The organism is Pseudomonas fluvialis, from assembly GCF_014207935.1.
In the GTDB taxonomy this organism is placed as follows: domain Bacteria; phylum Pseudomonadota; class Gammaproteobacteria; order Pseudomonadales; family Pseudomonadaceae; genus Aquipseudomonas; species Aquipseudomonas fluvialis_A.
The window spans coordinates 280,259-304,516 of sequence record NZ_JACHLL010000003.1 but is presented as its reverse complement, the minus strand read 5'-3'; the positions used below and the strand labels follow the sequence as shown (position 1 = coordinate 304,516).

Genomic DNA, 24,258 nt, shown 5'->3' with positions numbered 1-24,258 from the left:
CCATGCCATCGCGTCGAATTCCGCTCTACGTGCACATCTCCTATCTGTTCGTCGGCCTGTTGCTGGCCTTTGCGCTGGTCAGCAATGGCTACCAGTTCATGCAGACCAGTGCGTTGATGGTCAACGGCGCGAAAAAACACTTCGAACTGGTCGGCCAGCGTGCGATTGCCGAACTGGATGCCCTTTACCGGCCAACGGTTGGCACTGTGTCCCTGATGGCACATCAGCGTTTGATCCACGCCGACAACCTGCAGGAGCGCCTGGACAGCCTGCAGTTTCTCATCACTGCTCTGGACAGTCATCCGGCCGTCACGGCCCTGTATATGGGCTATGACAGTGGCGACTTCTTCATGATTCGGCCCTGGCGCAACGAACCTGCCTTGATGTCGCTATTCCAGCCACCGTCTGGTACGCAGTGGCTGGTGCAGAGTATCCAGGTCGTCGACGGCAAACCGGTTGGCGAGCATGTGTTTATAGGCCTGGACTATCAGGTCATCGAGCGGCGGGCAAAACCCGACTACCAGTTTGATCCACGCAGCCGGCCCTGGTTTCTCAGCGCCAAGCAGCGTGGTGATCTTTATGTCACCGATCCTTACCGTTTTTTCAGCAGCGGGCAGGTGGGCGTCACTTTTGCCTATCCCGCTGAGAATGGTCAGGCGATCGCTGGTGTGGACGTCACCCTGCAGTCGTTGAATACCCTGCTGCAGGAAATCAAAGTCACTCCGGGCAGCAGCATTGCCCTGCTCAATGCAATGGGCGAGGTGCTCGGCTGGCAGAAGGGTGCACCGGAGATGATCGATGCCGGGGGCGGGAAAATGCGCCTGCCGCGCCTGAGTGAGCTGCCGGCGCCAATGCTGCAGCGGCTGGTCAGCGAGTTGAACCAGACCGGCAAGGATGACCTGACCTTTACGGTGGCTGGGGATAACTGGCAGGGCATCCGCATTGCGCTGCCTACCGTTGGCGGACAGGCACTGACCATGCTGATGGCCACGCCCCATGCTGAGCTTTTGGCCGAGGCCTTTGAATTGCGCCGGCATGGCATGTTGATCGCGGTTGCTCTGCTGGTGCTGGGCGTACTGCTGGCCCTCGCCATGGCGCGCCTGGCCTCGAAGCCCCTGCATGCACTGACCGCTGAGGCGGAGAAGATCGAACGCTTCGATTTCGATGATGCGATCGAAGTCGAGTCGCAGATTGCCGAGGTGGTCGATCTGTCCCGCGCCATGGGCAGTATGAAGAGCACCATCCATCGCTTTCTCGAACTGTCGATCGCCCTCTCCAGCGAGACCAACTTCCAGCGCCTGCTGGCACACCTGCTGCGGGAAATGCAGGAAATCACCCAGGCGGAAGGCAGTCTGATCTACCTGGCGGATGCCGATGCCAGTCACATCGAGCTGGCTCGTGCGCGCTGGGGCGGGAGTCTGCTTGACGCCGAATCCGGCGATGCGATCGAGCTGGCCATGGCGCACGGTCATCCGGTGGTCCGGGCCATGCGCGAGGGTAAGCCCTGTGCGCTCTCGGCAGAGGAGCTGCAGACCTACTTCCCGCTGTTCAGCGACATCAGCAAGCCGCTGTCGCTGTGGGTGTTGCCGCTGAAGAGCCGGGCGGGGGATCTGCTCGGCGCACTGGCGCTGCTGGTCGATGAGAAGCAGCACAAGCTGAGCCCTGAACTGATGGCTTTTGTTGAGGCGTTGTCGACCACCTCGGCAGTGGCCTTGAATACCCAGCGCCTGATCGATGAGCAGAAGGTGCTGCTGGAGTCCTTTATCCAGCTGATCGCCGGGGCGATCGATGCCAAGAGCCCCTATACCGGTGGCCACTGCCAGCGGGTGCCTGAGTTGACCAAGATGCTGGCGCGGGCGGCCTGTGCCGAGCGTGACGGACCATTCGCCAGTTTCGCCCTCAGCGAAGAACAGTGGGAAGAACTGCATATTGCGGCCTGGCTGCACGACTGTGGCAAGGTCACCACGCCGGAGTACGTGGTAGACAAGGCGACCAAGCTGGAAACGCTCTACGACCGTATCCATGAAGTGCGCATGCGGTTCGAGGTACTCAAACGCGATGCCGAAGTGGCCTGCTGGCAAGCCATTGCCGCTGGTGCCGATGCCGAAGTCGCGCAGCAGGCGCTGGCCGAACAGCTGCGGCAACTGGACGATGACTTTGCCTTTGTTGCGCAGTGCAACGAAGGTGGCGAGTTCATGGCGCCTGAGCTGCTGGGGCGCCTCCAGGGTATCGCCCAGCGTACCTGGCACCGCACCCTGTCTGATCGTATCGGCATTTCCCATGAGGAAATGGAGCGCAAGAAAGGTACGCCGGAACCGAGCCTGCCCGTATTGGAGCCCTTGCTGGCCGACAAACCGGAGCACCTGTTTCCGCGTGGCCCGCGTGAGCAGATGGCGGCGGACAATCCCTGGGGCTTCAAGGTCAATGTGCCGCAGTATCTGTACAACCGCGGCGAACTCTACAACCTCAGTGTTGGTCGTGGCACCCTGGCCGAGGAGGAGCGCTACAAGATCAACGAGCACATCATCCAGACCATCATCATGCTGGAGAAACTGCCGTTCCCGCGTCATCTGCGCCGAGTGCCGGAGATTGCTGGCGGCCATCACGAGAAGATGGACGGCAGCGGTTATCCCAAGCGCCTGACCCGCGAGGAAATGAGCGTGCCGGCGCGGATGATGGCGATAGCCGACATCTTCGAGGCGCTCACGGCGGTGGATCGTCCGTACAAGAAGGGCAAGACCCTGTCCGAGGCGATCAGGATCATGGGCTTCATGCGCAAGGACCAGCACATCGATGCCGAGCTGTTCGCCCTGTTTCTGCGCTCGGGTGTCTACCGCGACTACGCCGAGCGCTACATGCCCAAGGCATTGATCGACGATGTGGATATCACTGCCTATCTGTAGGGGGGGGGCCCGTCGAAGGTTGGGGGTGGCTTGCCGGAATACTGTGGCGTCCGTCACGTTTATCTGGACGGTAGCGACCTACTCTGCGGGCGCAGCGTCGAGTGCGTTGCTTACAAGAATAAGAATAATGCCCGCACGAGGCCTGTTGTATGGACTGCCGAGTCACCCCGCTGCCGGTGTCGCTGGGCGTGCTGCGTCCAGGTTTGCTGGAGCTGCTCAGCCACAGTGAACGTTATGCCCTGACCCTGCTGCTGGCGCCGGCAGGCTCGGGCAAGAGCACGCTGCTGGCGCAATGGCTGCAGCGCGAATCCAGTACCCGCCATGTATTGCTCAATCTGCAGGCCCGCGATAATGAGCCGGTGCGCTTCTTCCGACGCCTTCTGGCTGCGATCCGTCAGCAGGTCAGCGACTTCGACCCTTCCTGGTTTGACCCCATCGGAGCCGAGTTTTCGCGCTCGCCAGTCGTAGCCGGCGAGTTGTTGGCCGAGGCGCTGGAGCGTGTCGGCGGCAACCTGCAGCTGGTGTTTGACGATTTCCATCACCTGACGGATGGAGTGATTGTCGATGCCCTGGCAGCGTTGCTCGACAGCCTGCCGGACAACGTGCGGTTGCTGATTGCCTCGCGTAAGCATCCGGGGTTTTCCCTGACCAGGCTGAAGCTGCAGGACCGCCTGCTGTGTATCGATCAGCATGATCTGCGCCTGTCGGCCGAACAGGTGCAGCAGCTCAATCGCCACCTCGGTGGGCCTCCGTTGAGTGACGACTACCTGCGCAGCCTGCAGGGCATGACCGAGGGCTGGGTGGCCGGGGTCAAGGTCGCGCTGCTGGCCTTTGCCCGCTATGGCATCACGGCCCTGGAGTGCTTCAGCGGCACCCAACCGGAAATCGTCGATTACTTCGGCGAGGTAGTGCTCAAGCAGCTCGCGCCGGAGCTGCGCGAGTTCTTCCTCGGCTCTGCACTGTTCGATCAGTTCGATGGTGCGCTGTGTGACCACGTTCTGCAGCGCAACGGTTCGGCGCTGTTGCTGGAGCAACTGGCTGAGCAGCATCTGTTCATGTTGCCGGTCGAGCAGCGTCCCGGTGCCTATCGCTATCACGCCCTGTTGCAGGACTTTCTCGGGGCGCGGCTGCGCATCGAGAGTCCGGCAACCGTGCTGCTGCTGCGTCGCCGTGCGGCCGAGTATTACCTGCGCCAGGGCGAAGTCGAGGCGGCCCTGCAGCAGGCTCAGGCAACGGCCGATCAAGCTCTGTTCATCAGTGTGCTTGAAAAGGCTGGCAGCGCCTGGGTTGGCAGCGGCCGTTTCGAGCTGATTCGCAAATGGTATGGCGTGCTGGCGGACGAGCAGTTGCAGGAACATCCGCCGCTGCTGGTGACCCTGATTGGCGCCCTGACCCTGTCGCGGCGTTTTCATCAGGCCGAGTTCTACCTGCAGATGATCCAGCAACTGGTCGAGCAGGGCAGGGCGCCTCAGTTGGGCACGCATGCACTGCAGTTCATGCGTCTGACTCTGCGCCTGTTCCAGTTCGACAGTGAGGCAGATATCCAGCGTGATGCGCCGAGCCTTCTGGATGAACGGGTATGCCCGGAAACCCGGGTCAGAGCCCTGACCGCGCTGGCCTATCACGACCTGATGAGTGGCCGTCTGACATCCTCTCTGCGCCGTGCCAGTGAGGCCAAGGTGTTGCTGGAGCAGGGCGGCAATTTCTTCATGGCCAGCTATATCGATCTGGTTATTGCGCTCTGTCATCGCGCGGCGGGGCGGGCGAGCGAGGCCCGGCAGGCAGTGTATGCCGATTATCAGCGTACCGAGCGGCATGAGCCGGCCTGGATCAACCGGGCCACGGCGATGGTGGTGGCGCTCTATGAGCAGAACCAGCTGGCTGCGGCCCAGCAGCTGTGCGAGGACCTGCTGACCGAGGTCAGTTCCTCTTCTGCCACCGAGGCTATTGCCACGGTGCATATCACCCTGTCGCGACTGCTGAGTGGTCGCCAGCTGCCCAGCCGAGCCCAACGCCTGCTTGATCAGTTGCTGCGCATTCTGGAGCTGGGCAGATTTCCCCGCTTCGTCAGTCAGGTGGCGCAGGAAAGCCTGCGACAGGCACTGCTGGCCGGGAAGCCTGCCGCTCTGGAAAGCGCCGCGCAACGCTTCGCCCTGGCCGAGCGTCTGCAGGCCGGTGAGTGGGACACGGTGCGTCCTTACGAGGAATGCTGGGAGCGTTACGGCCTGGCGACCGCGTACTGGCTGATCGGGCGCGGCAATGCCGGGCGTGCGGTGCGGGTGCTCAAGGTGCTGGCCGAGTCCCTGCGCAGCAGCGAGATGCATGTGCGCAGCCTGGTAGTCGAGGTCAACCTGTGGCTGCACAGCCCAGAGTTGGTGTCGGACAGCCAGCGGGTACGAGTGCTGCGCCAGTTGGTGATGCGCTACGGGGTGCACAACCTGACCCGTACCGTTCTGGACGAGGCGCCGGGCTTCGGTCCCATCCTGGCGCAGTTGCAGCAGGCGGGTCTGTTGCAGATTCCTGCGCGTTACTGCGAGCTGTATGCCGAGTTCTTCCAGGCAGGGCAGGTGGCACGACAGTCGCTCAATCCACGCGCGGTGCTGACCGACAAGGAGCTGGAAGTATTCCATGGGCTGCTGGCCGGTTGGTCGAATGGCGAGATCAGTCAGCGTGCCGGGATTGCCCTGTCCACCACCAAATGGCACCTGAAGAACATCTATTCCAAGTTGCAGGTCGCCAGTCGTACCGAGGCGATTCTCGCCGCGCGTGAGTACATCTGGCCGGTCTGAGAGAGGCGCTACGTCAGTAACAGCCTTCGGCTGTTTTTGACGCCGTATGGCCGACGGCCAGGAGATCGTAAACAGGTTCTGAGCGGTCTGTCGCAGTTTCTTCCCATCTCTCTGGCCAATGCCCCCTTCCCCCCTCCCGGGAGGGGGGGGGCGCCCGGTGCTTTTCCCTAGTCTGCCGAGCATGGCAAAAGCCGAGTCAATCCGGCCGTCGCCAGGTGTCGCACCTTGCCGATACCTCACTTGCGTTTCACACAACAATAACGAGGAGAACACCATGGCTGTATGGGTCACGTGGCCAGCTCTAACCAAGCTGGGTACTCTCGGCGTAATGGCCGGTCTGATTACGCTTGCCATCGAGCGCGGCGAACTGTTTGAAAACAACCTGTTCGACCTGGAAAACTACGGGCCGTACAACGCCGCGATCAACTGCGATGAACGCAGCCTGACGGCGCGTACCGAAGACGGTACCTGCAACATCCTTGAGAACCCGGCCGAAGGCTCGGTCTACCGCCGTTTCGGGCGTAACACCGATCCTGCGACCCTGGCCGCCGAAACCGACACCCTGCTCAGCCCCAACCCGCGCGAGGTCAGTAACGTACTGATGGCGCGTGGCGAGTTTAAGCCGGCTACCAGCGTCAACTTCATTGCGGCAGCCTGGATCCAGTTCATGACCCATGACTGGTTCGACCATGGTCAGAACGCCGATGGCAACCCGATCGAAGTGCCGCTGCCGGCCGGCGATGCCTTTGGCTCCGGGACCATGAGCGTCAAGCGTACCCAGGCTGACCCGACCCGCACCTCTGCGGATGCCGGCAAGCCAAGCACTTTCCGTAACCACAACACCCACTGGTGGGATGGTTCGCAGATCTACGGCAGCAACAAGGCCACCAGCGATTCGATCCGTACTTTCGCGGGCGGTCGTCTGAAGATCAACGCCGACGGCAGCCTGCCGACCGAGTTGCTGTCCGGCAAGCCGGTCACCGGCTTCAACAACAACTGGTGGATCGGTCTGAGCATGCTGCACCAGATCTTCACCAAGGAACACAACGCCATCGCCGACATGCTGGCGCAGAAATACCCGGGCAAGAGCGATCAGTGGCTGTATGACAAGGCGCGTCTGATCAACGCCGCGCTGATGGCCAAGATCCACACCGTGGAATGGACCCCGGCGATCATTGCCAACCCGGTCACCGAGCGTGCCATGTACTCCAACTGGTGGGGGCTGCTCGGCCAGGGCGGCCCGCGTGATGACTTCCAGGCCGAAGCGCGTCAGCTGCGCGAAGACCTGGCCAAGTCCGACTCGTTCGTTAAGACGATCCTCGGTTTCGATCCGAATGCCTCTGATGGTGTAGGCAACAGTGCCATCGACCATGCGTTGACCGGCATCGTCGGTTCGGCTGCGCCCAACAACTACGGGGTACCCTTCACCCTGACCGAGGAGTTCGTTTCGGTTTACCGCATGCACCCGCTGATGCGCGACAACGTGCAGGTCTACGACATCGGCAGCAACGTGCCAGCCAAGACAGTGGCGCTGCCCGATACCCGTGATGCCGATGCCGAAAGCATGCTGCGCAACGAAGGTGCCGAGCGTCTGTGGTACTCCTTCGGTATCACCAATCCGGGCTCGCTGACCCTCAACAACTTCCCGAACTTCCTGCGTAACCTGTCGATGCCGCTGATTGGCAACATCGACGTGGCGACCATCGACGTTCTGCGTGACCGTGAGCGTGGCGTACCGCGTTACAACGAGTTCCGCCGCCAGATCGGCCTCAACCCGATCACCAAGTTCGAGGACCTGACCAGCGACGCCAAAACCCTGGCCGACCTGAAGCGCCTGTACAGCAACGATATCGAGAAGATCGATACGCTGGTCGGCATGCTGGCTGAAACCGTGCGCCCGGAAGGCTTCGCCTTTGGTGAAACCGCGTTCCAGATCTTCATCATGAACGCCTCGCGTCGTCTGATGGCTGACCGCTTCTACACCAAGGACTACACCCCGGAGATGTACACCCCGGAAGGCTACAACTGGGTTGAGCACACCACCATGGTGGACGTGATCAAGCGTCACAACCCGAGCCTGGCGGCTAGCCTGGCCGGCGCTGACAACGCGTTCAAACCCTGGGGTCTGAAGATTCCGTCCGACTATGAAAGCTGGAAAGGCGCGAGCAAGCAGGAACACCTGTGGGTCAACGGCGCCCTGCGTACCCAGTACAAGGCAGGCGAACTGCCGGCGTTGAAGCCGGTGGATATCGGTGGCCTGATCAGCTCGATCCTGTGGAAGAAAGTTCAGGACCGCACCGACGTGGCGCCGGCTGGCTACGAGAAACCGATCCACCCGTACGGCGTGATGGCCAAGGTCAAGTTCAATGCCGTGGCCGGCAACCCTTACACCGGCCTGTTCCAGGGTGCCAGCAGTGGTCTGCTGCGTCTGTCGGTTACTGGTGATCCGGCTGACCGTGGCTTCGCCCCAGGTCTGGCGTGGAAGGCCTTTGTCGATGGCAAACCGTCGCAGAACGTGTCGGCGCTCTACACCCTCTCGGGCCAGGGCACCAACTACAACTTCTTTGCCAACGAACTGTCGCAGTACGTGCAGCCGGAAGTGAACGAGACACTGGGTACCACCACCCTGTTCTCGGTGGTCAGCGCCAAGCCGACCAAGCTGCGTCTGGATGACATGGCTGAAGTGACCCAGGCGGGTGCTGCAGTGGCCACGCCGAAGGCACCGACTCAGGTCTACTTCGTGCCGCGCGCCGAAGTGAAGACCCGCTTCAGCACCGCTGCCCATGACTTCCGGAGCGACCTGCTGACGCTGCCGGCCGGCACCAAGCTGTATGACGTGTACGCTACCTCCATGGAGATCAAGACCTCGATCTTCCCGTCGATCAGCAAGAGCTACGCCACTCAGCGCCGCAGCAGCGCGGTGAAGATCGGCGAGATGGAACTGAGCTCGGCCTTCAACGCTTCGGCCTTTGGTGACGGTGGTGTGTTCTTCAAGCACCAGCGTGACGAAGACAAGTAAGTTCTAGCTTCAACCGCTGCACACAAAACCTCGGTCTCGGCCGGGGTTTTGCTTTTATGGGGTGCTGCGGAGGTTGGCCAGCGTGGCTGGTCGCGCTGATGACGTGTTGTCGGTGTTGAGCGTAGGTGGGCTGCCATGGGTAGCGTGAACGCGTAATCTGCCGCAGCTTTCACTACGGCTCGTAACAAGCTGACTTGCATGTGGCTTTCCGTTAGCCAAACAAAAGCCCCGCAATCGCGGGGCTTTTGTTTGTTGCTAACTCGACTGTTACTGGCGCAAGTCGATGGCGCGTGCGCCTTGGCCGTCGAACAGTCGATCCGGTGAGGTCGGCAGCACGGCCCGGCTGGCATCGTTGCTCTCGTCGCCGAGGATGCGGATGTCGCTGTACTTCTTGCCCGACAGCGCGGCCAGGCCGGCGCTGTCACGAACCAGGCTGGGGCGCAGAAAGACCATCAGGTTGCGCTTGATGTGCGAGTCCTTGGTCGAGCGGAATAGCCGGCCGATCAGGGGCAGATCACCGAGCAGTGGCACCTTGGAGTCGGTTTGCGTCACGTCGTCCTGAATCAGGCCGCCGAGCACGACTACCTGGCCGTCCTCGGCAAGGATGGTGCTCTTGATCGAGCGCTTGTTGGTGACCAGATCGACGGCCTGCGAGTTGAGCGAGGTGCTCGGGGCAATCGAGGAAATTTCCTGCTCGATTTCCAGGCGCAGTACGCGGCCTTCATTGATGTGCGGGGTGACCTTGAGCGTCACGCCGATATCCTTGCGTTCGATGGTGGTGAACGGGTTGCTCGCACCATCGGTAGCGGTGGTGTAGGAGCCGGTCTGGAAGGGCACGTTCTGGCCGACGAGGATTTCCGCCTTCTGGTTGTCCAGGGTCAGCAGGCTTGGCGTGGACAGCAGGTTGCTCTTGCTGTTGGCCGACAGGGCGGTAATCAGTGCGCCGAAGTTGTCGGTGCCGATGCCGATGATGGCGCCGTCGGGCAGGGTGGTGTTTTCCGGAATCTTGTCGTTGGCGATGGCATTGACGATGGTGCCCACGGACAGGCCGGTATTGCCGAAATTGACGCCGCCCAGGCCGCCGGTACTGCCGCGGGCATCGACCGCCCACTGTACGCCCAGGGCATCGGTGATATCGCCGGCGACCTCGACGATGGCCGCTTCCACCAGGACCTGGGCGCGCGGGACATCGAGCTGGCGGACGATGTCTTCCAGGGTTGCGACCATGTCGGGCTCGGCCAGCAGCACCAGCGCGTTGAGGCTCTCGTCGGCGCGGATCATGATGCTCTGCGGCTTGCCGGCCGTTTCCCCAGCGCCGTCGGCTTTCTTCAGTTGCTCGGAAATATCACCGAGGGTTTCGGCCAGCGATTTGGCGTCGTTGTGGCGCAGACGAATTACACGCGTGTTGGCCGAACGCTCGGTGGGCGTGTCGAGCGATTGCGCCAGGCCAACCAGGCGCGCGCGTGCCTGCGGCGGGCCGAGCAGAATCAGGCGGTTGGTACGGGTGTCGGCGATGACCTGGGTGCCGCTGGTGCCCTTGCTCTGGCCGCGGGCCACTGCGTTGTTGAGGACCTCGGCGGCATCCACTACCCAGGCATGGCGCAGGTTCAGCACGCTGTAATCGTGCTCGCCCTTCTGGTCGAGCTGGCGCACTAGGTCTTCGACACGGCTGATGTTGGCGCTGCGGTCACTGATGATCAGGGCGTTGGCCGAGGTCACCGCCGCCAGATGGCCATACTGCGGCACCAGCGGCCGGATCAGCGGGATCAGTTCGGCGACCGAGCCATGCTGCACCTGGATCAGACGGGTTTCCAGCTTGTCCGGCGCATTGCGGCCACCATTGGCTTCGGCCTTGGCTTCGGCGTTGGGCACGATGCGCGCCTGGTCGCCCTGGGTGATCACGGTAAAGCCGTGGGTGGCCATGACCGAGAGAAACAGCTGGTAGACCTCGCTCAGTGACAGTGCGGTTTTCGATACCACGCTGACCTGGCCTTTGACCCGCGGATCGACGACGAAGGTTTGCCCGGTGATTTCCGCGACCTGATCGACGAACTCGCGTAGCTCGGCATCCTTGAGGTTGATGGTCCAGCGTTCTTCCTGCTGGCCGGCGACGGTCTGGATGCCGGTTTCAGTGGCCATCAGCAGAGGAGGGGCGGCCAGCAGAGCGGCAGCCAGGGCAAGCGACAGGTGGTTGAGCTTGAACGTCATGTCAGGGGGTTTCCGCGGAGGTGGGCTCGGAAGGTGTCGTGGTCGGCTCGGCACCTCCCATTTGTTCGCGCAGTTTTGCCATGCGCTCACGAAGTTGGACGAACTCATCGTCCTGAAGCATTTCCAATTGCTCGGCACTGGCACTGGCACTGGCACTGGCACTGGCACTGGCACTGTCCTGGGATGCGTCGTACTCGGCGTTGCCAAGGCTGCTGATCAGTTTGTTACCGGTGCTGGCCCGGCGGGGAAAACTGAGTGTCTCCAGATGCCCGCCACGCTCCAGTTCGATGCGGTCGGGATAGACCGCATGCAGGCGGATACCGTCCTGCACGTTGTCGCCTACCCGAAAACGCTGCGGCTTGCCGTCATCCTTGCGGATGATGGCGCTGGAGCGCTGGCTGTCGCGATGGACAAAGCTGCCCAGCAGGTTCAGGCGCAGGTTGGTGGTGGGAGGCGCGGAGCTGCTCTTGGTGGGTGTGCCGAAGAGCGGCAGCAGGCTCGCCGGGTCGGCGGCAGGGGCAGGCTGGCTGGTGCTCTGGCTGAGCCGCGGACTCGGGCTGTGCAGCAATTGCATGGCTTGGCGGGTCTGCCAGGCCAGGCTGAGGCTGAGCAGGATCACCAGGACAACGCCGAGCAGCATGGGTGCTTGGGCAGGCAGGCGGGTGCCGATGAAAGGCAAGCTGATCACTCCGTGATTCTCATTGTTATGGCGCCGTAGGCGAGGGCCGATCATAACAGTCTGCTCGGCCTGTTCCAGCCCCCATAAAGAGGGGTTATCTGTTTGCCATGGGCTGTCGCGCGATCGTATGACGAAGTTGTGACGTAACGACGAATTTCAGGCTCATTCCGTTGGATGAGGTGGCTGCGAAACCTGCCCCATCGACAGATGATGGGGCGTTATCTGGCACCATGCTGGTGCTATTTGTGTTCATCTCATGGGTGGCAGTTGGCGGGCGAAACTGTGCTGGAAAGAAAAAAGTTCAAGCAGAGTGTTGACTTAGGATCCGGCTCTGCTTAAAGTGCGCGCCTCGCAACACAGAGCGGGTGATTAGCTCAGCCGGGAGAGCATCTGCCTTACAAGCAGAGGGTCGGCGGTTCGATCCCGTCATCACCCACCAAGTTGTTGTGAGACCGACGCGCAGCGGTAGTTCAGTCGGTTAGAATACCGGCCTGTCACGCCGGGGGTCGCGGGTTCGAGTCCCGTCCGCTGCGCCATATACGAAAGCCCCGAGTCGAAAGACTCGGGGCTTTTTCTTTGTCTACGATTTACATTCTGTAATTTTTTTGTCACCCGGGATCTTTAGCTTCACTGGCACGGTCTTTGTTAGGATCGTTTCGTCAGTAAAGGAGGAAGCCCAATGGACGACTATCAGGAAGAGTGGCTCGAACTGCATGCCTGTGAGCAGGATGCACCTGAGCCGGTGGATGACGCCACCGAGATGTAATCAGCCAGCCGCCTGCTGGCGCTGGAGTCGGCGGAACTCTCCGGGAGTCAGTTCGCTCCAGCGCTTGAAGGCACGCTGGAATGCCTCGGCCGAGGCAAATCCCAGCAGGTAGGCAATTTCACCGAACGCCAGTTCGGTATCGCGTATGTAGGTCATCGCCAGGTCGCGTCGGGTCTCGTTGAGAATGGCGCGGAACTGCGTGCCTTCTTCGGCCAGTTTGCGTCGCAGTGTCCAGCTGGGCATCTGCAGCTGCTGCGCCAATTCCTCAAGTTGCGGCTCTCGTCCGTGCAGTAGCGGACCCAGGCGCTGGGTCAGGCGCTCGCGCAGGCTGCGTGTGCGAGTCAGCTGCTCCAGCTGTGCTTCGGCCAGTTCCAGCATCTGTTGCCAGGTGCTGGGGCAGTGGGTCGGAATTTCCAGATCCAGGCTGGCATTGCTCAGGCGCAGGGCGTTGCCTGATGCCAAGAACTCGGGGGCGACACCAAAGCAGCTTTCATAGCGTTCGGCGTAACTGGGGGCGGCGAATTCAATCTGTACCCGCTCTGCCGTCAGCAATTGGCCGCATACGCCGCTCAACTGATGCAGCCAGCCGGCCAGTACCGAGTCGACCACGAACTGATTGAAAGGGTTATAGGGGCTGATCGAGTAGAAGCGCAGCCAGGCGCCCTGCGGATCTTCGCTGAAGCTCGACTGGCCGCGGTAGTTGTGGGCGTACAGCGGCTCGAAGCGGATCAGTGCCCGGGCCGCTTCGCGCAGAGTCGGGGCCTGGGCGGCACTGACTCCGGCCAGGCCCGCCTGGCTGATATGCCCCAGTTGCCCCATCAGTAGCCCCAGTGCCGGTTCGCCGGTCAGACTGATCGCCGCATGTCCCAGGCGCATGAAGCGGGGGATGGACAGGCGCTCCCGAGCCTTGCCCAGGCGCTGTGGGCTGAGATGGAACTGGCTCAGCAGTGGCGCCGGATCGACGCCCAGTTGGCGCGTGGCGGCCACCAGACTCTGGACGAAACCGACGGAAAGATCGCCCAGACGCACGCGCAGTTTGCTGCTGTTCAGAGCCACAGGTTGACCAGTTGTGTGCCGGGCTCATCGGGTGCGAGCAGGTGCTGGTTGGGTAAGGCGAGCATGCTGCGTCCGTCGCTGCCGAGGTTCCACAGCTGGCCGCGCATGAATACGGTCATTCCGGCGCGGGCCGGGGTGCTGGCCAGACGTGCGGGCAGCGAGTGTCGCTGCCAGGCTTCACCCTCGCTGATGCTGCCGGCCGTCGTGGCAGCATCCTTGGGTGTGCCGGCGAAAGTGGTGTAGCCACCCCAGGGTTTCTGCCAGTGCTGGTTGCCGGTGAGAAAGGCCGGGACCGCCACCAGTTCGACCTGAGCCTGTGCCAATGGCTGGTAGCTGTCGGGGTACCAGCTGTCGGCGCAGATCAGTACGCCCAGGCGTCCTGCGGGGGTGTCGATGACCTGCAGTGCCGCGCTCGGGGCGGCGGCGGTAAAGCCAGTTTCGTCCGGGATCGGGAATACCTTGCGTTGGGGTTGACCCAGGGGAGCGCCATCCGGGCCAAACACCAGGCTGACGTTGTACAGCGGGCCATCCCCAATGCGCAGAATGCCGTCCACGACCTCTGGCTCGGGCAGCACGATGGAGCCGGCGACCAGAGTTACGCCAAAGGATTCAGCCAGACCGCCGAACAGGCTCTGGTAGTCATTGGCCATCTGCTCGGCCTTCATGCGGAACAGCGCGTCGCTCAGACGGTCGCTGCCCTGGCTGGCGATGAGGGCGCCGAGCAGGTCGAGCGGGTGATTGAGCGCGAGCCAGAGCATGGCTTCGTCCACCGTTTCGGCGGCAAAGACCTGTGGTTTCTCGCCGGCCGCGACCAGCCAGGTACCGATATGCTCCGGCAGGATGACAATGCTGCGGGCATTGAGCAGGCCTTCGCTGCGGGCTTTTTCCAGGTGTGCGGCCAGCTTGCGGTAAAGATGCTGGCTACTCTGGTAATCGGTGCTGAACAGCTCGGGCTGGATGCCCAGCAGATTGCCGCGCGTGCTTGGTGTGCCTTGATTGAGGGTGACGCTGCTGCGCAGATCACTGAGGTAGTGACTTTGCGGTTGCCATTGGGTCCAGCCGGCATAGGCGGCCAGCAGGGCGAGGGGCAGGAGGCTCAGGCACAGGCGGAAGGCGCGGCGCATGGAGGATATCCGGGTGGAGGCTGACGCTGCAGAGTAAAAGTCAGCGTCGGGTTTGCCAAGTCGTGCTGTTATTTAGAGTCAGTAACTTGTAAGTTTTGATCATTGAGTGCGGACGGTTGGCTCTTTATCGTCTGCTGCATAAACCGATCGCCTGGCCATGAGCCGGCGGCATACCGTGAACCTGACTGCTGTGGAGTGACCATGACTGTCGCGCAATATCCGAATCTGCTGGCCCCGCTGGATCTGGGTTTCACCACCCTGAAGAACCGTACGCTGATGGGCTCCATGCACACCGGTCTGGAAGAGAAGCCAGGTGGTTTCGAGCGCATGGCGGCCTACTTCGCTGAGCGTGCCCGTGGCGGCGTCGGCCTGATGGTGACTGGCGGTATCGGCCCGAACGAGGAAGGTGGCGTGTATGCCGGCGCGGCCAAGCTGACCACCCCGGAAGAGGCGGAAAAGCACAAGATCGTGACCCGTGCGGTGCATGAGGCCGATGGCAAAATCTGCATGCAGATCCTGCATGCCGGCCGCTACGCCTACAGCCCCAAGCAGGTCGCGCCGAGCGCCATTCAGGCGCCGATCAACCCGTTCAAGCCCAAGGAGCTGGACGAAGAGGGCATCGAGAAGCAGATCGCCGACTTCGTCAATTGCGCCAAACTGGCTCAGGTCGCCGAGTACGACGGCGTCGAGATCATGGGTTCGGAAGGCTACTTCATCAACCAGTTCCTCGTGGCTCACACCAACCAGCGGACCGACCGCTGGGGCGGCAGCTACGAGAATCGCATGCGTCTGCCGGTGGAAATCGTCCGTCGCGTGCGCGAGGCGGTAGGCCCGAATTTCATCATCATCTATCGTCTGTCCATGCTCGATCTGGTCGAGGGCGGCAGCACCTGGGATGAAATCGTCCTGCTGGCCAAGGCCATCGAGAAGGCTGGCGCCACCATCATCAATACCGGTATCGGCTGGCACGAGGCGCGTATTCCGACGATCGCCACCAAGGTACCGCGTGCTGCCTTTGCCAAGGTTACAGCCAAGCTGCGTGGCGAGGTCAGCATTCCGCTGTGCACCACCAACCGCATCAACACCCCGGATGTGGCCGAGGAAGTGCTGGCAGCCGGAGATGCCGACATGGTTTCGATGGCGCGTCCGTTCCTGGCCGATCCGGAATTCGTCAACAAGGCGGCGGCCGGTCGTGCCGATGAGATCAACACCTGCATCGGCTGCAACCAGGCCTGCCTGGATCACACCTTCGGCGGCAAACTGACCAGTTGCCTGGTCAATCCGCGCGCCTGCCACGAGACCGAGCTGAACTACATCCCAACCACCCAGGTGAAGAAGATTGCCGTGGTGGGCGCCGGCCCTGCGGGCCTCTCGGCGGCAACGGTGGCGGCCGAGCGCGGCCACAGCGTGACGCTGTTCGACTCGGCTTCCGAGATCGGCGGTCAGTTCAATGTGGCCAAGCGCGTGCCGGGCAAGGAAGAGTTCTACGAGACCCTGCGCTACTTCAAGAAGAAACTGGAGTCGACTGGTGTCGATCTGCGCCTGAACACCCGTGTGTCAGCCGACGATCTGGCCAAGGGCGGCTTCGACGAGATCATCCTGGCCACCGGTATCGTGCCGCGCACGCCGGCGATTCCGGGTGTCGAGCACGCGAAAGTGATCAGCTACTTGGATGCCATTCTGCAGCGCAAGCCGGTTGGGCAGAAGGTGGCGGTGATCGGTGCCGGTGGCATCGGTTTCGATGTGTCCGAGTTCATCACTCACCAGGGCGAGTCCACCAGCCTCAACCGCGATGCGTTCTGGCACGAGTGGGGCATCGACACCCAGCTGGAAGCGCGCGGCGGTGTGGCAGGTATCCAGGCAGAGCCGCATGCCCCGGCGCGCCAGGTGTTCCTTCTGCAGCGCAAGAAGTCCAAGGTAGGTGACGGTCTGGGCAAGACCACCGGCTGGATTCACCGCGCGGGCCTGAAGAGCAAGCAGGTGCAGATGCTCAACTCGGTCGAGTACCTCAAGGTCGATGACGCCGGCCTGCACATCCGTATCGCCGAAGGCGAGCCGCAGGTATTGCCGGTAGATACCGTGATCGTCTGTGCCGGTCAGGATCCGCTGCGTGAGTTGCAGGCTGACCTGGAGGCGGCTGGGCAGAAGGTACATCTGATCGGCGGCGCCGATGTGGCTGCCGAGCTGGATGCCAAGCGCGCCATCAATCAGGGCTCGCGACTGGCCGCGGCACTCTAAGTCGGGCTGACAGGCGCCCGCCATCCTCTCGGGGATGGCGGGCGTTTTTATTGGGGCATGCGTTTGGTCACAGTTTTGCGGTGCTGCGCTTTTTTCGTGGCGCCAGCCGGCCGGCGAGTGCCAACCCAGTCACATTGCCCGCCTGAGCTTTTCCCCTAGACTGAGGGAGAAATCGCTGACGCGAGCCATGGTTCTGGCTGGGCGTCGGCGTATGCCTGAGGTGAGAGGAATCGTCATGAGCCTGCAGAACAAACCACAGATGGTGGAAGCCGTGCTGTTCTTCAATGAACGCGGCATCTGCAAGGAGATGCATTACCCGGAATTCGAGGCGCTGCTGGATAACGTGGTGCAGATGCATGACTTTGCCGACCAGCAGGTGCGTTGCGCCTTCGTATTGATCAATCCTCGTCTGCTGGTGCGCTCGGTGGTGCTGTTCTATCTCGATTTCGACGAGCGCGGCGAGGCGGACAAGGGCTGGAACATCCCGTTGCGTCATCTGGCCGAGCGTGCCGGGCGCGGCCCGGATCTGGGGGCGGGGCCGATCCGTCTTGCCTGCCGTAGCCAGTGCCCGGTGTCCTGGCACCAGATGCACCTGTGGGACCCCAATCTGTCTTCCAGTGGCAACGACCTGGCGCTGATTCGTGATGCGGTGAAACGCAACAACCTGGGGATTCTGGTCGAGGAGGAGATGCCACAGCCGGTCGAACTGGATCGTCTGCAGATGGTTTCCGAAGACCGCTGGTATGCCCCGGCGTCGGCCAGTCAGGAGGAAATCGAGAAGCGCGCGGCCGAACTGGAAGAGGAGCATCGGCAGAAGACGGCGCAGTTGATCCAGCAGGAACGCCTGCGTATTGCCACCCTGACCCAGCAGCATGAGGAGGAACTGGCCAAGTTCCGCCTGATCGCCGAGCAGCAACTGGCGGCACTCAAGCAGCAGGCGCAGGGTCTGCTGCAACAGCTGCAGCAGCAGGAAGAACTCAACGCCAGCCTCAAGGCGCAGCTGGCCGCACAGGCCGATGCCTTTGCCACGTCGCGCGAAGAGGTCAGCCAGCAGCAGCGCGAGCTGGAGAAGCTGGGCAAGAACCAGATCGACTTGCTGCGCGCGCAGTTCGATAGCGAGCTGAGCGCCAAGATAGCCGCGGCGGTGGTGGAGTATCAGGAGCAGGTGGCATTGCGTGATGTCGATCTGGCCTACCGCAAGGAGCAGGAGACCCAGCTGCAGGAGGAAATCGCGCGCTTGCGCGAGCAGGTCGAGCAGGCCCGCGGCCAGGGCGACGGGCAAATCCTCGAGCAACTGAGCAAGCTGGGCGTGGTGTTCGTGGTTTATCACCCGGGTGCCGGTCACCTGACTATTGCCTTGCAGGATGTGGCGCGCTACCAGGAAAACCCCATGGCCTACGTGGCGGCCAAATGTTTCGTCTCCGAGCCGCAGTATTGCCAGTGGCTGGCGCATTATCAGATGCCCAGCTGCGAGGCACTGCTGCCTAGCGGCGAGCGCTGCGGGATGCCGATTGACCGGGTCGACACGCCAAGCCGTTTCATCAGCGGCGACTCCAATTGCTGTGCCCGGCACAAGGCCAGCAGCAAGCTGCGTACTGTCAGCTGAGTGACCTCGGCCTGGCATCAGTGGGCGCCACGCGCGCCCTTGCAACCCTTGCATCTTTCCTGGCTTGAGGCCGCCGGCGTCGAGGCGGCGATCCTGCGTCTGGAACTGCTCGATCCGCTGCTCAGTGGCAACAAGTGGTTCAAGCTCAAGGGTCACCTGCGAGTTGCCGAGGCGAGTGGATCGCCGGGGCTGATCAGTGTCGGCGGCGCCCATTCCAATCATCTGCATGCCCTGGCGGCTGCCGGGCAACGCTTCGGTTTCGCTACCGTCGGCCTGCTACGCGGCGAGCTGCAGGACACGGTCACTGTGGCTGACCTGCAGGCCATGGGCATGCAGCTGCACTGGCTCGGTTACGGCGAGTACCGGCAGCGGCATCAGGCATCGTTCTGGCTGCCCTGGCTGCAGCGCTATTCGGGTTATCACCCCGTGCCTGAGGGCGGTGGCGGCCTGCTCGGGACCGAGGGCTGTGCCGCCATTGTTGATATGATCGACAGCCAGTTGGCCGACCTCGGCTGGAGCGATTATCAGCAGCTATGGCTGGCGGTGGGCAGCGGCACCACGCTGGTCGGTTTGCAGCTGGCCATGCCGGCAGGACGTGAACTGGTTGGCGCGCTGGCGGTGCCGGCGCGCTATGGTGTGGGTGAGCAGATCGAAGCGCTCTTGCAGACCGCGCGGGTTGAGCGTCGCCAGTACCGATTGCTGGAAGCCTGCGGAGCCGGTTTTGGTCGTTTCGATCAGGCACTGCTGGATTTCATGCAGGACTGTGAAGTGCAGAGCTGCGTGCAATTCGAGCCGATCTACAGCAGCAAAATGCTGCTGGCGTTGCAGCAGCAGGTGGCCGGCGGTTACCTTGCTGCCGGTAGCCGTGTGGTCCTGCTGCACGGTGGTGGTCTGCAGGGGTATCGCCCCGTTGGCCCAGATGAATTTTCGAGTGTGCGGAGTTAGCGCAGCCATGAGTCATCCTCTGAGTCCTGAACAATTGCGCAGTCTGACGCCGCTCAATGTGCTGTCGGAATTGCAGTGGCGTGAGCTGCGTCCGCAACTGGTGCCGCAGTTGCTGCTGGCCGGCCAGCGCCTGTTCGCGCTGGGCGAACAGACGGCACTGACCTATTACCTGCTCAGTGGCGAGTTGCTGCTGCGTGATGGGCAAGGTGCCGAACTGGTGCTCCAGGCCGGTTCGCCTGAAAGCTGCCATCCGTTGTCGCCGACCTTGCCCCGTCTGCATGAGGCGGTGGCGCTGAGCGATATCAGCGTGCTGGCGCTGGACAGTGCCACGTTCAACCGCCTGCTGACCTGGCGCCTGTCCTATCAGGACCTGCTGCTGGAGCTGCAGGATACCGGCGAGGATGTCGAATGGCTGGAGGCGCTGCTGGCCAATCCGCTGTTCAACAAGGTGCCGCCGGGCAATGTGCGCAGCATGTTTCAGCGCATGCAGTCGCTCAGCGTACAGGCTGATCAGCGCATCATCAGCCAGGGCGAACTGGGGGACTGCTGCTACTTCCTCAAGAGCGGCCGTGCCGAAGTGATGCGTGATGAAGGCTCGGCGCAGCAGGTGCTGGCCGAGTTGGAGGTGGGCGCCTGTTTCGGCGAGGAGGCACTGCTTGCCGATCGGCCACGCAATGCCAGCGTGACCATGCTGGAGGATGGCGTGGTACTGCGGCTGGACCGTGACGACTTCCTGGCCTTGCTCAAGGCACCGGTGGTGCATGAGGTGTCCCTCGGCGAAGGCGCACGCCTGCTCGGCGAAGGCGCGCAGTGGCTGGATGTGCGTCAGCAGGAGGAATACGAGCGGGCCCATGCCCTGCAGGCGCTGAACATGCCGCTGCACCTGCTGCGACTCAAGGCGCGTCTGCTCGATCCGCAGCGTACCTACCTGTGTTACTGCGACAGCGGCAAGCGCAGTGCCAGCGCAGTATTCCTGCTCAGCGAACTGGGGTTCAGTGCCTATGCCTTGCGCGATGGCGTGGATGCCCTGCCGGCGGTACAGCGCGATGGCCTGCTGTGCGAGACCGGTTCAGGCTACCTGGCCCGTTCTGGTGGGCGCACCGAGCGCAGTGGCTAGCAGCCTGCGGATACCCAGTCATCGGCGCAGATAAAGCTGCGCCGCACTTCCTGCCAGCGGCCATCGGGCATTGCCTTCAGCAGGGCAATCAATTGCGGACGGGGTGGCTGCTGCGGCCTGGCATCCCACCAGCCTGGCAGGTTGCTGATGGGGTGGCAGGACTCGTTGCTGCGGTCGGCCGGCGCCAACCATTGCAGACGCTCCAGCGCGACCCAACGGTAGTCGGCATTCTGCTTTAGATAGTCTTCCAGTAGCGCTCGAGGCAGCCAGTCGCCACCCAGCCCCTGGGGGTTGGCTCCAGCGGGTGCTGTCGCCGGCTCCGGCCAGGGCTGGAACAGATAGCCGCCCAGCCAGGCGGCAGCATTGACTGGGGCGCCGGCCAGACCCAGCAGCAGTTTGCGTGCGGCACTCGATTGCGCCAGCTGCAGCTGATGTTGACGCAGGTGATTCAGCTTGCGGTCCAGGCGGTCCTCCCGGCCCGGGCCGATCCAGCGTTGCCATTGTTCGGTCAGGGGTGGGCAGCCGAGGTAGAACTTTACCGCCAGCTCCAGATGGTGCACGCCGTCGCGGTCCTCCAGCAGCAGATCCAGCTCGCCCAGAGTCCGCTGGCCCTGGCGAATCGGCAGGTTGGCTGCCAGCAGGCGAATGCCAGGTGCCCGCTGCAGGGCGAACTGCCAGAGCCGCTCGTAGTAATGGCCGAGGCGCTGGTTGTGACTGCTTTGCAGCCATTGCAGCAGGGATTCCGGCTGTTGGTCGAGATGCGTCAGCCAGGCGCCCAGGCGTTCGGGGTGATCAGCCCAGTGGCTGCCCGCCAGCGGATGGCGCTGGGCGATGCCCGCGCCCAACAGCAGGGCCGGCGAGGTCAGGGTCCAGGCCAGGTCGCGTAGCGCCGGCTGTTGCAGGCGGCGGGGTAGATCGGCCAGTTCGTTAAAGGGGTGCATGGCGCCAGCATAGCGCAGCCCGGTTTGCCCGGGCTTGCGGCAATAGCCCATAATCGACGGCATCGTTGCCGCGTCTCTGGCGGCTGTGCCAGCCCTCAGTGGTGCGCTTGCGCCCCGTGGGGCTGGCGTTCAGGGAGTGTCATGGATCAGTTTCGCAATATCGGCATCATCGGTCGTCTGGGCAGCTCCCAGGTGCTCGATACCATTCGCCGCCTGAAGAAGTTTCTTCTCGATCGCCAGCTGCATGTGATTCTCGAGGATGCCATCGCCGAGATGCTGCCCGGCCATGGCCTGCAAACCAGCACGCGACGCCATCTTGGCGAGATCTGCGATCTGGTCATCGTCGTCGGCGGTGATGGCAGTCTGCTTGGCGCCGCGCGTGCGCTGGCCGGCTCCGGTGTGCCGGTGCTGGGGATCAACCGGGGTAGTCTTGGCTTTCTCACCGATATCCGTCCGGACGAACTGGAGCTCAAGGTCGCCGAGGTGCTCAAGGGCGACTACCTGACCGAGAGTCGGTTTCTCCTCCAGGCTGAAGTGCGCCGGCATGGCGAGGCCATGGGGCAGGGCGATGCGCTCAATGACATCGTGCTGCACCCGGGCAAGTCGACCAAGATGATCGAGTTCGAGCTGTATATCGACGGTCATTTCGTCTGCACGCAGAAGGCCGATGGCCTGATCATCGCCACGCCGACCGGCTCCACCGCCTATTCGTTGTCGGCGGGCGGGCCGATCATGCATCCCAAGCTTGATGCCATCGTGATTGTGCCGATGTGCCCGCATACTCTGTCGAGCCGGCCGATTGTGGTCGACAGCAACAGCGAGCTGAAGGTGGTGGTTTCGCCGGACCTGCAGATCTACCCGCTGGTGTCCTGCGACGGCCAGAACCACTTCACCTGTACCCCGGGCGATACCATCACGGTGGGCAAGAAGCCGCAGAAGCTGACGCTGATTCATCCGCTTGATCACAACTACTACGAGGTCTGCCGGACCAAGCTGGGCTGGGGGAGTCGCCTCGGCGGGGGCGACTGATGCTCGACTCCTCGCGTGGCTATGACCTGATCGGCGATGTGCATGGTTGTGCGCTGACCCTGGCGCGCCTGCTGGAGCAGCTGGGTTACCGCCAGCAGGCTGGCGTCTGGCGCCACCCGCAGCGCATGGCGCTGTTCGTCGGCGACATCATCGACCGTGGCCCGCGCATCCGCGAGGCGCTGGAGATCGTCCGGCGCATGGTCGAGGCCGGCAGCGCGCTGTGCCTGATGGGCAATCACGAGTTCAATGCCCTGGCCTGGACCACTCCGGCGCTGGCGGGTTCGACGCAGCAGTATGTGCGCGAGCACACGCCACGGCATGAGCGAATGATCCGCGAGACCCTGACGCAGTTCGAGCAGCATCCGCAGGAGTGGCGCGACAGCCTCGACTGGTTCTATCAGTTGCCACTGCTGCTGGACGCCGGGCGTTTCCGCCTGGTGCATGCCTGCTGGGACCCGGAACTGGTGCAGGCCCTGCGGGCGCGTCATGCCGATGCGCGCATCGACCGGCATTTCGTGCAACAGGCTGGCGAGCACGGCAGCCTGGAGCATCGGATCAGCGAGCGGCTGCTGCGCGGACTCGATCTGCGCCTGCCCCACGGCCTGACCCTGACCGGGCATGACGGCATTACCCGGGCGTTCTTCCGCACCCGCTTCTGGGAGGCCGATGACGAGCCGCAGACATACGGGGATGTGGTGTTTCAGCCCGATGCCTTGCCCGAGGGCATTGCCGGTCACCCGTTGTCCAGCGAACAGAAAAGCCGGCTGCTGCTCTATGGGCGCAGCGAGCCGCTGTTGTTCGTTGGCCACTACTGGCGGGCCGGCACGCCGACGCCCATCCGGCCCAATCTGGCCTGCCTCGACTACAGTGCGGTCAAGTACGGCAAGCTGGTGGCCTATCGTCTGGACGATGAAGCGCAGCTCGATCCGCGCAAGTTCGTCTGGGTTGATGTCGAGCGACCGGAGCGTCGGCCATGAGTGCGGTATTGGCCATGCGCCTGCCGGTGGAGCAGGATCTGGCGGCGTTCGTGCAGTTGCTGCAGCGCCTGCAGTTGCCCCATCGGGTCACCGAGGAGGCGGGCGAGCAACTGCTCTGGGTGACGGATGAGGCGGTGGCCGAACAGGTGCGCAGCCTCTACCAGCGCTACCCGCAGGGTGCCGAGCTGCCGGCCGTGCCAGTCGCAGCCGGGCGTCCGGGTTTCTGGCAGACGTTGCGTGCGGCGCCGCTGACGCTGGTCCTGCTGGCGGCAACCCTGTTGGTTGCCTTGCTCAGCTGGGGCGGCGAGAACCTGGCGGTGGTTCACTGGCTGAACTTCATGGATTTCCGCGTGCAGGGGCAGTACCTGCTGTTCGTGCCGCTGAGTGACAGCCTGGCGGCGGGACAGTGGTGGCGCCTGTGGTCGCCGGCGCTGCTGCATTTCGGTGTGCTGCACCTGGCGATGAACAGCCTGTGGATCTGGGAGCTGGGGCGGCGCATCGAATGGCGTCAGGGCGGCCTGGTGCTGCTGATGCTGGTGCTCAGTTACAGCCTGGTGAGCAATATCGGCCAGTACGTCTGGAGCGGACCAAGCCTGTTCGGCGGCCTTTCCGGTGTGCTCTATGGCCTGCTCGGGCATTGCTGGATCTATCAGAAGCTGGCGCCCAATCCGTTCTATCACTTGCCGCCGGGGGTGGTCGGCATGATGCTGATCTGGCTGCTGGTGTGCATGACCGGCATCTTCGAGCTGGTGCAGCTGGCGGCCATTGCCAATGCGGCGCATGTCGCGGGTCTTCTGGCGGGGTGTGGCACCGGTCTGCTAGGCGGTGCGCTGGCGCGTTCGCGCCAGTAGAATGCCCGGC

At 62.9% G+C, this 24,258-nt stretch carries 15 protein-coding genes and 2 tRNA genes; 12 read left to right on the top strand and 5 right to left on the bottom strand.

Annotated features, from left to right (window positions below):
* The first annotated feature begins 2 nt into the window (after positions 1-2).
* The 3 genes from HNP49_RS10365 to HNP49_RS10355 all read left to right on the top strand — a co-directional run bounded on the left by HNP49_RS10365 (position 3) and on the right by HNP49_RS10355 (position 8,711).
* Positions 3-2,903, top strand: coding sequence for an HD domain-containing phosphohydrolase (locus HNP49_RS10365; protein WP_184682985.1), 2,901 nt, complete (start codon positions 3-5; stop codon positions 2,901-2,903).
* Positions 2,904-3,052: 149 nt separating this feature from the next.
* The gene (locus tag HNP49_RS10360) at positions 3,053-5,692 is read left to right on the top strand and encodes a LuxR C-terminal-related transcriptional regulator (protein WP_184682983.1); all 2,640 of its coding nucleotides are present in this window, start codon (positions 3,053-3,055) and stop codon (positions 5,690-5,692) included.
* A 274-nt stretch (positions 5,693-5,966) separates the two neighbouring features.
* Positions 5,967-8,711 (top strand): peroxidase family protein, encoded by a 2,745-nt coding sequence (locus tag HNP49_RS10355; RefSeq protein ID WP_184682981.1) that lies wholly within the window; start codon positions 5,967-5,969, stop codon positions 8,709-8,711.
* A 267-nt stretch (positions 8,712-8,978) separates the two neighbouring features.
* Here HNP49_RS10355 and gspD read toward each other — a convergent pair whose 3' ends face one another.
* A complete protein-coding gene (gene gspD, locus HNP49_RS10350; protein ID WP_184682979.1) occupies positions 8,979-10,919 on the bottom strand; it encodes a type II secretion system secretin GspD in 1,941 nt (646 codons plus the stop codon).
* 1 nt (position 10,920) lies between these two features.
* Complete coding sequence (locus HNP49_RS10345; protein ID WP_184682977.1) at positions 10,921-11,607, bottom strand: type II secretion system protein N; 687 nt, start codon at positions 11,605-11,607, stop codon at positions 10,921-10,923.
* A gap of 354 nt (positions 11,608-11,961) precedes the next feature.
* On the opposite strand from HNP49_RS10345, the gene HNP49_RS10340 reads away from it, so the two are divergent.
* Together HNP49_RS10340 and HNP49_RS10335 are read left to right on the top strand one after the other, a co-directional pair.
* Positions 11,962-12,037 (top strand) — tRNA-Val (locus HNP49_RS10340).
* 20 nt (positions 12,038-12,057) lie between these two features.
* Positions 12,058-12,134: transfer RNA gene (locus HNP49_RS10335), tRNA-Asp, on the top strand.
* Positions 12,135-12,364: 230 nt separating this feature from the next.
* Here the strand turns inward: HNP49_RS10335 and HNP49_RS10330 are convergent.
* Positions 12,365-13,414, bottom strand: a complete 1,050-nt coding sequence (locus HNP49_RS10330) for an AraC family transcriptional regulator (RefSeq protein WP_184683443.1) — start codon at positions 13,412-13,414, stop codon at positions 12,365-12,367.
* Positions 13,411-14,544 (bottom strand): carbon-nitrogen hydrolase family protein, encoded by a 1,134-nt coding sequence (locus HNP49_RS10325; protein WP_184682975.1) that lies wholly within the window; start codon positions 14,542-14,544, stop codon positions 13,411-13,413. The genes HNP49_RS10330 and HNP49_RS10325 overlap by 4 nt, the downstream gene beginning before the upstream one ends.
* A 201-nt stretch (positions 14,545-14,745) precedes the next feature.
* Here HNP49_RS10325 and HNP49_RS10320 point away from each other — a divergent pair, with 201 nt between their 5' ends.
* The 4 genes from HNP49_RS10320 to HNP49_RS10305 all read left to right on the top strand — a co-directional run bounded on the left by HNP49_RS10320 (position 14,746) and on the right by HNP49_RS10305 (position 20,450).
* Positions 14,746-16,782, top strand: a complete 2,037-nt coding sequence (locus tag HNP49_RS10320) for an NADPH-dependent 2,4-dienoyl-CoA reductase (RefSeq protein WP_184682973.1) — start codon at positions 14,746-14,748, stop codon at positions 16,780-16,782.
* 235 nt (positions 16,783-17,017) lie between these two features.
* Entirely contained in the window at positions 17,018-18,388 is a 1,371-nt protein-coding gene (locus tag HNP49_RS10315; protein ID WP_184682971.1) for a chromosome partitioning protein ParA, read from the top strand.
* Positions 18,389-18,427: 39 nt separating this feature from the next.
* Positions 18,428-19,333 carry a 1-aminocyclopropane-1-carboxylate deaminase/D-cysteine desulfhydrase gene (locus HNP49_RS10310; protein WP_221445179.1) on the top strand — a complete coding sequence of 302 codons (906 nt, stop codon included), beginning with the start codon at positions 18,428-18,430 and terminating at the stop codon, positions 19,331-19,333.
* A 7-nt stretch (positions 19,334-19,340) separates the two neighbouring features.
* Positions 19,341-20,450 carry a cyclic nucleotide-binding domain-containing protein gene (locus HNP49_RS10305; protein ID WP_184682967.1) on the top strand — a complete coding sequence of 370 codons (1,110 nt, stop codon included), beginning with the start codon at positions 19,341-19,343 and terminating at the stop codon, positions 20,448-20,450.
* Here the strand turns inward: HNP49_RS10305 and HNP49_RS10300 are convergent.
* Complete coding sequence (locus tag HNP49_RS10300; protein WP_260407133.1) at positions 20,447-21,454, bottom strand: DUF1853 family protein; 1,008 nt, start codon at positions 21,452-21,454, stop codon at positions 20,447-20,449. The genes HNP49_RS10305 and HNP49_RS10300 overlap by 4 nt on opposite strands.
* Positions 21,455-21,532: 78 nt before the next feature.
* Here HNP49_RS10300 and HNP49_RS10295 point away from each other — a divergent pair, with 78 nt between their 5' ends.
* Genes HNP49_RS10295 through HNP49_RS10285 form a run of 3 tightly spaced genes read left to right on the top strand, consistent with a single transcriptional unit; the run spans position 21,533 to position 24,248 of the window.
* Positions 21,533-22,420: an NAD(+) kinase gene (locus HNP49_RS10295; RefSeq protein ID WP_184682965.1), complete on the top strand. Its 888-nt coding sequence runs from the start codon at positions 21,533-21,535 to the stop codon at positions 22,418-22,420.
* Positions 22,420-23,397: a metallophosphoesterase gene (locus tag HNP49_RS10290; RefSeq protein ID WP_184682962.1), complete on the top strand. Its 978-nt coding sequence runs from the start codon at positions 22,420-22,422 to the stop codon at positions 23,395-23,397. Before HNP49_RS10295 ends, HNP49_RS10290 begins: the two co-directional genes overlap by 1 nt.
* Positions 23,394-24,248, top strand: a complete 855-nt coding sequence (locus HNP49_RS10285) for a rhomboid family intramembrane serine protease (protein WP_184682960.1) — start codon at positions 23,394-23,396, stop codon at positions 24,246-24,248. Before HNP49_RS10290 ends, HNP49_RS10285 begins: the two co-directional genes overlap by 4 nt.
* Positions 24,249-24,258 lie beyond the last annotated feature (10 nt).

What these genes read in the sequence shown, in the direction of transcription:
- HNP49_RS10315 (WP_184682971.1), top strand. Translation starts at nt 17,018, where the DNA reads ATGAGCCTGCAGAACAAACCACAGATGGTGGAAGCCGTGCTGTTCTTC.
- HNP49_RS10295 (WP_184682965.1), top strand. Translation starts at nt 21,533, where the DNA reads ATGGATCAGTTTCGCAATATCGGCATCATCGGTCGTCTGGGCAGCTCC.
- HNP49_RS10290 (WP_184682962.1), top strand. Translation starts at nt 22,420, where the DNA reads ATGCTCGACTCCTCGCGTGGCTATGACCTGATCGGCGATGTGCATGGT.
- HNP49_RS10360 (WP_184682983.1), top strand. Translation starts at nt 3,053, where the DNA reads ATGGACTGCCGAGTCACCCCGCTGCCGGTGTCGCTGGGCGTGCTGCGT.
- HNP49_RS10320 (WP_184682973.1), top strand. Translation starts at nt 14,746, where the DNA reads ATGACTGTCGCGCAATATCCGAATCTGCTGGCCCCGCTGGATCTGGGT.
- HNP49_RS10300 (WP_260407133.1), bottom strand. Translation starts at nt 21,454, where the DNA reads ATGCCGTCGATTATGGGCTATTGCCGCAAGCCCGGGCAAACCGGGCTG.
- HNP49_RS10305 (WP_184682967.1), top strand. Translation starts at nt 19,341, where the DNA reads ATGAGTCATCCTCTGAGTCCTGAACAATTGCGCAGTCTGACGCCGCTC.
- HNP49_RS10325 (WP_184682975.1), bottom strand. Translation starts at nt 14,544, where the DNA reads ATGCGCCGCGCCTTCCGCCTGTGCCTGAGCCTCCTGCCCCTCGCCCTG.
- HNP49_RS10285 (WP_184682960.1), top strand. Translation starts at nt 23,394, where the DNA reads ATGAGTGCGGTATTGGCCATGCGCCTGCCGGTGGAGCAGGATCTGGCG.
- gspD (WP_184682979.1), bottom strand. Translation starts at nt 10,919, where the DNA reads ATGACGTTCAAGCTCAACCACCTGTCGCTTGCCCTGGCTGCCGCTCTG.
- HNP49_RS10365 (WP_184682985.1), top strand. Translation starts at nt 3, where the DNA reads ATGCCATCGCGTCGAATTCCGCTCTACGTGCACATCTCCTATCTGTTC.
- HNP49_RS10355 (WP_184682981.1), top strand. Translation starts at nt 5,967, where the DNA reads ATGGCTGTATGGGTCACGTGGCCAGCTCTAACCAAGCTGGGTACTCTC.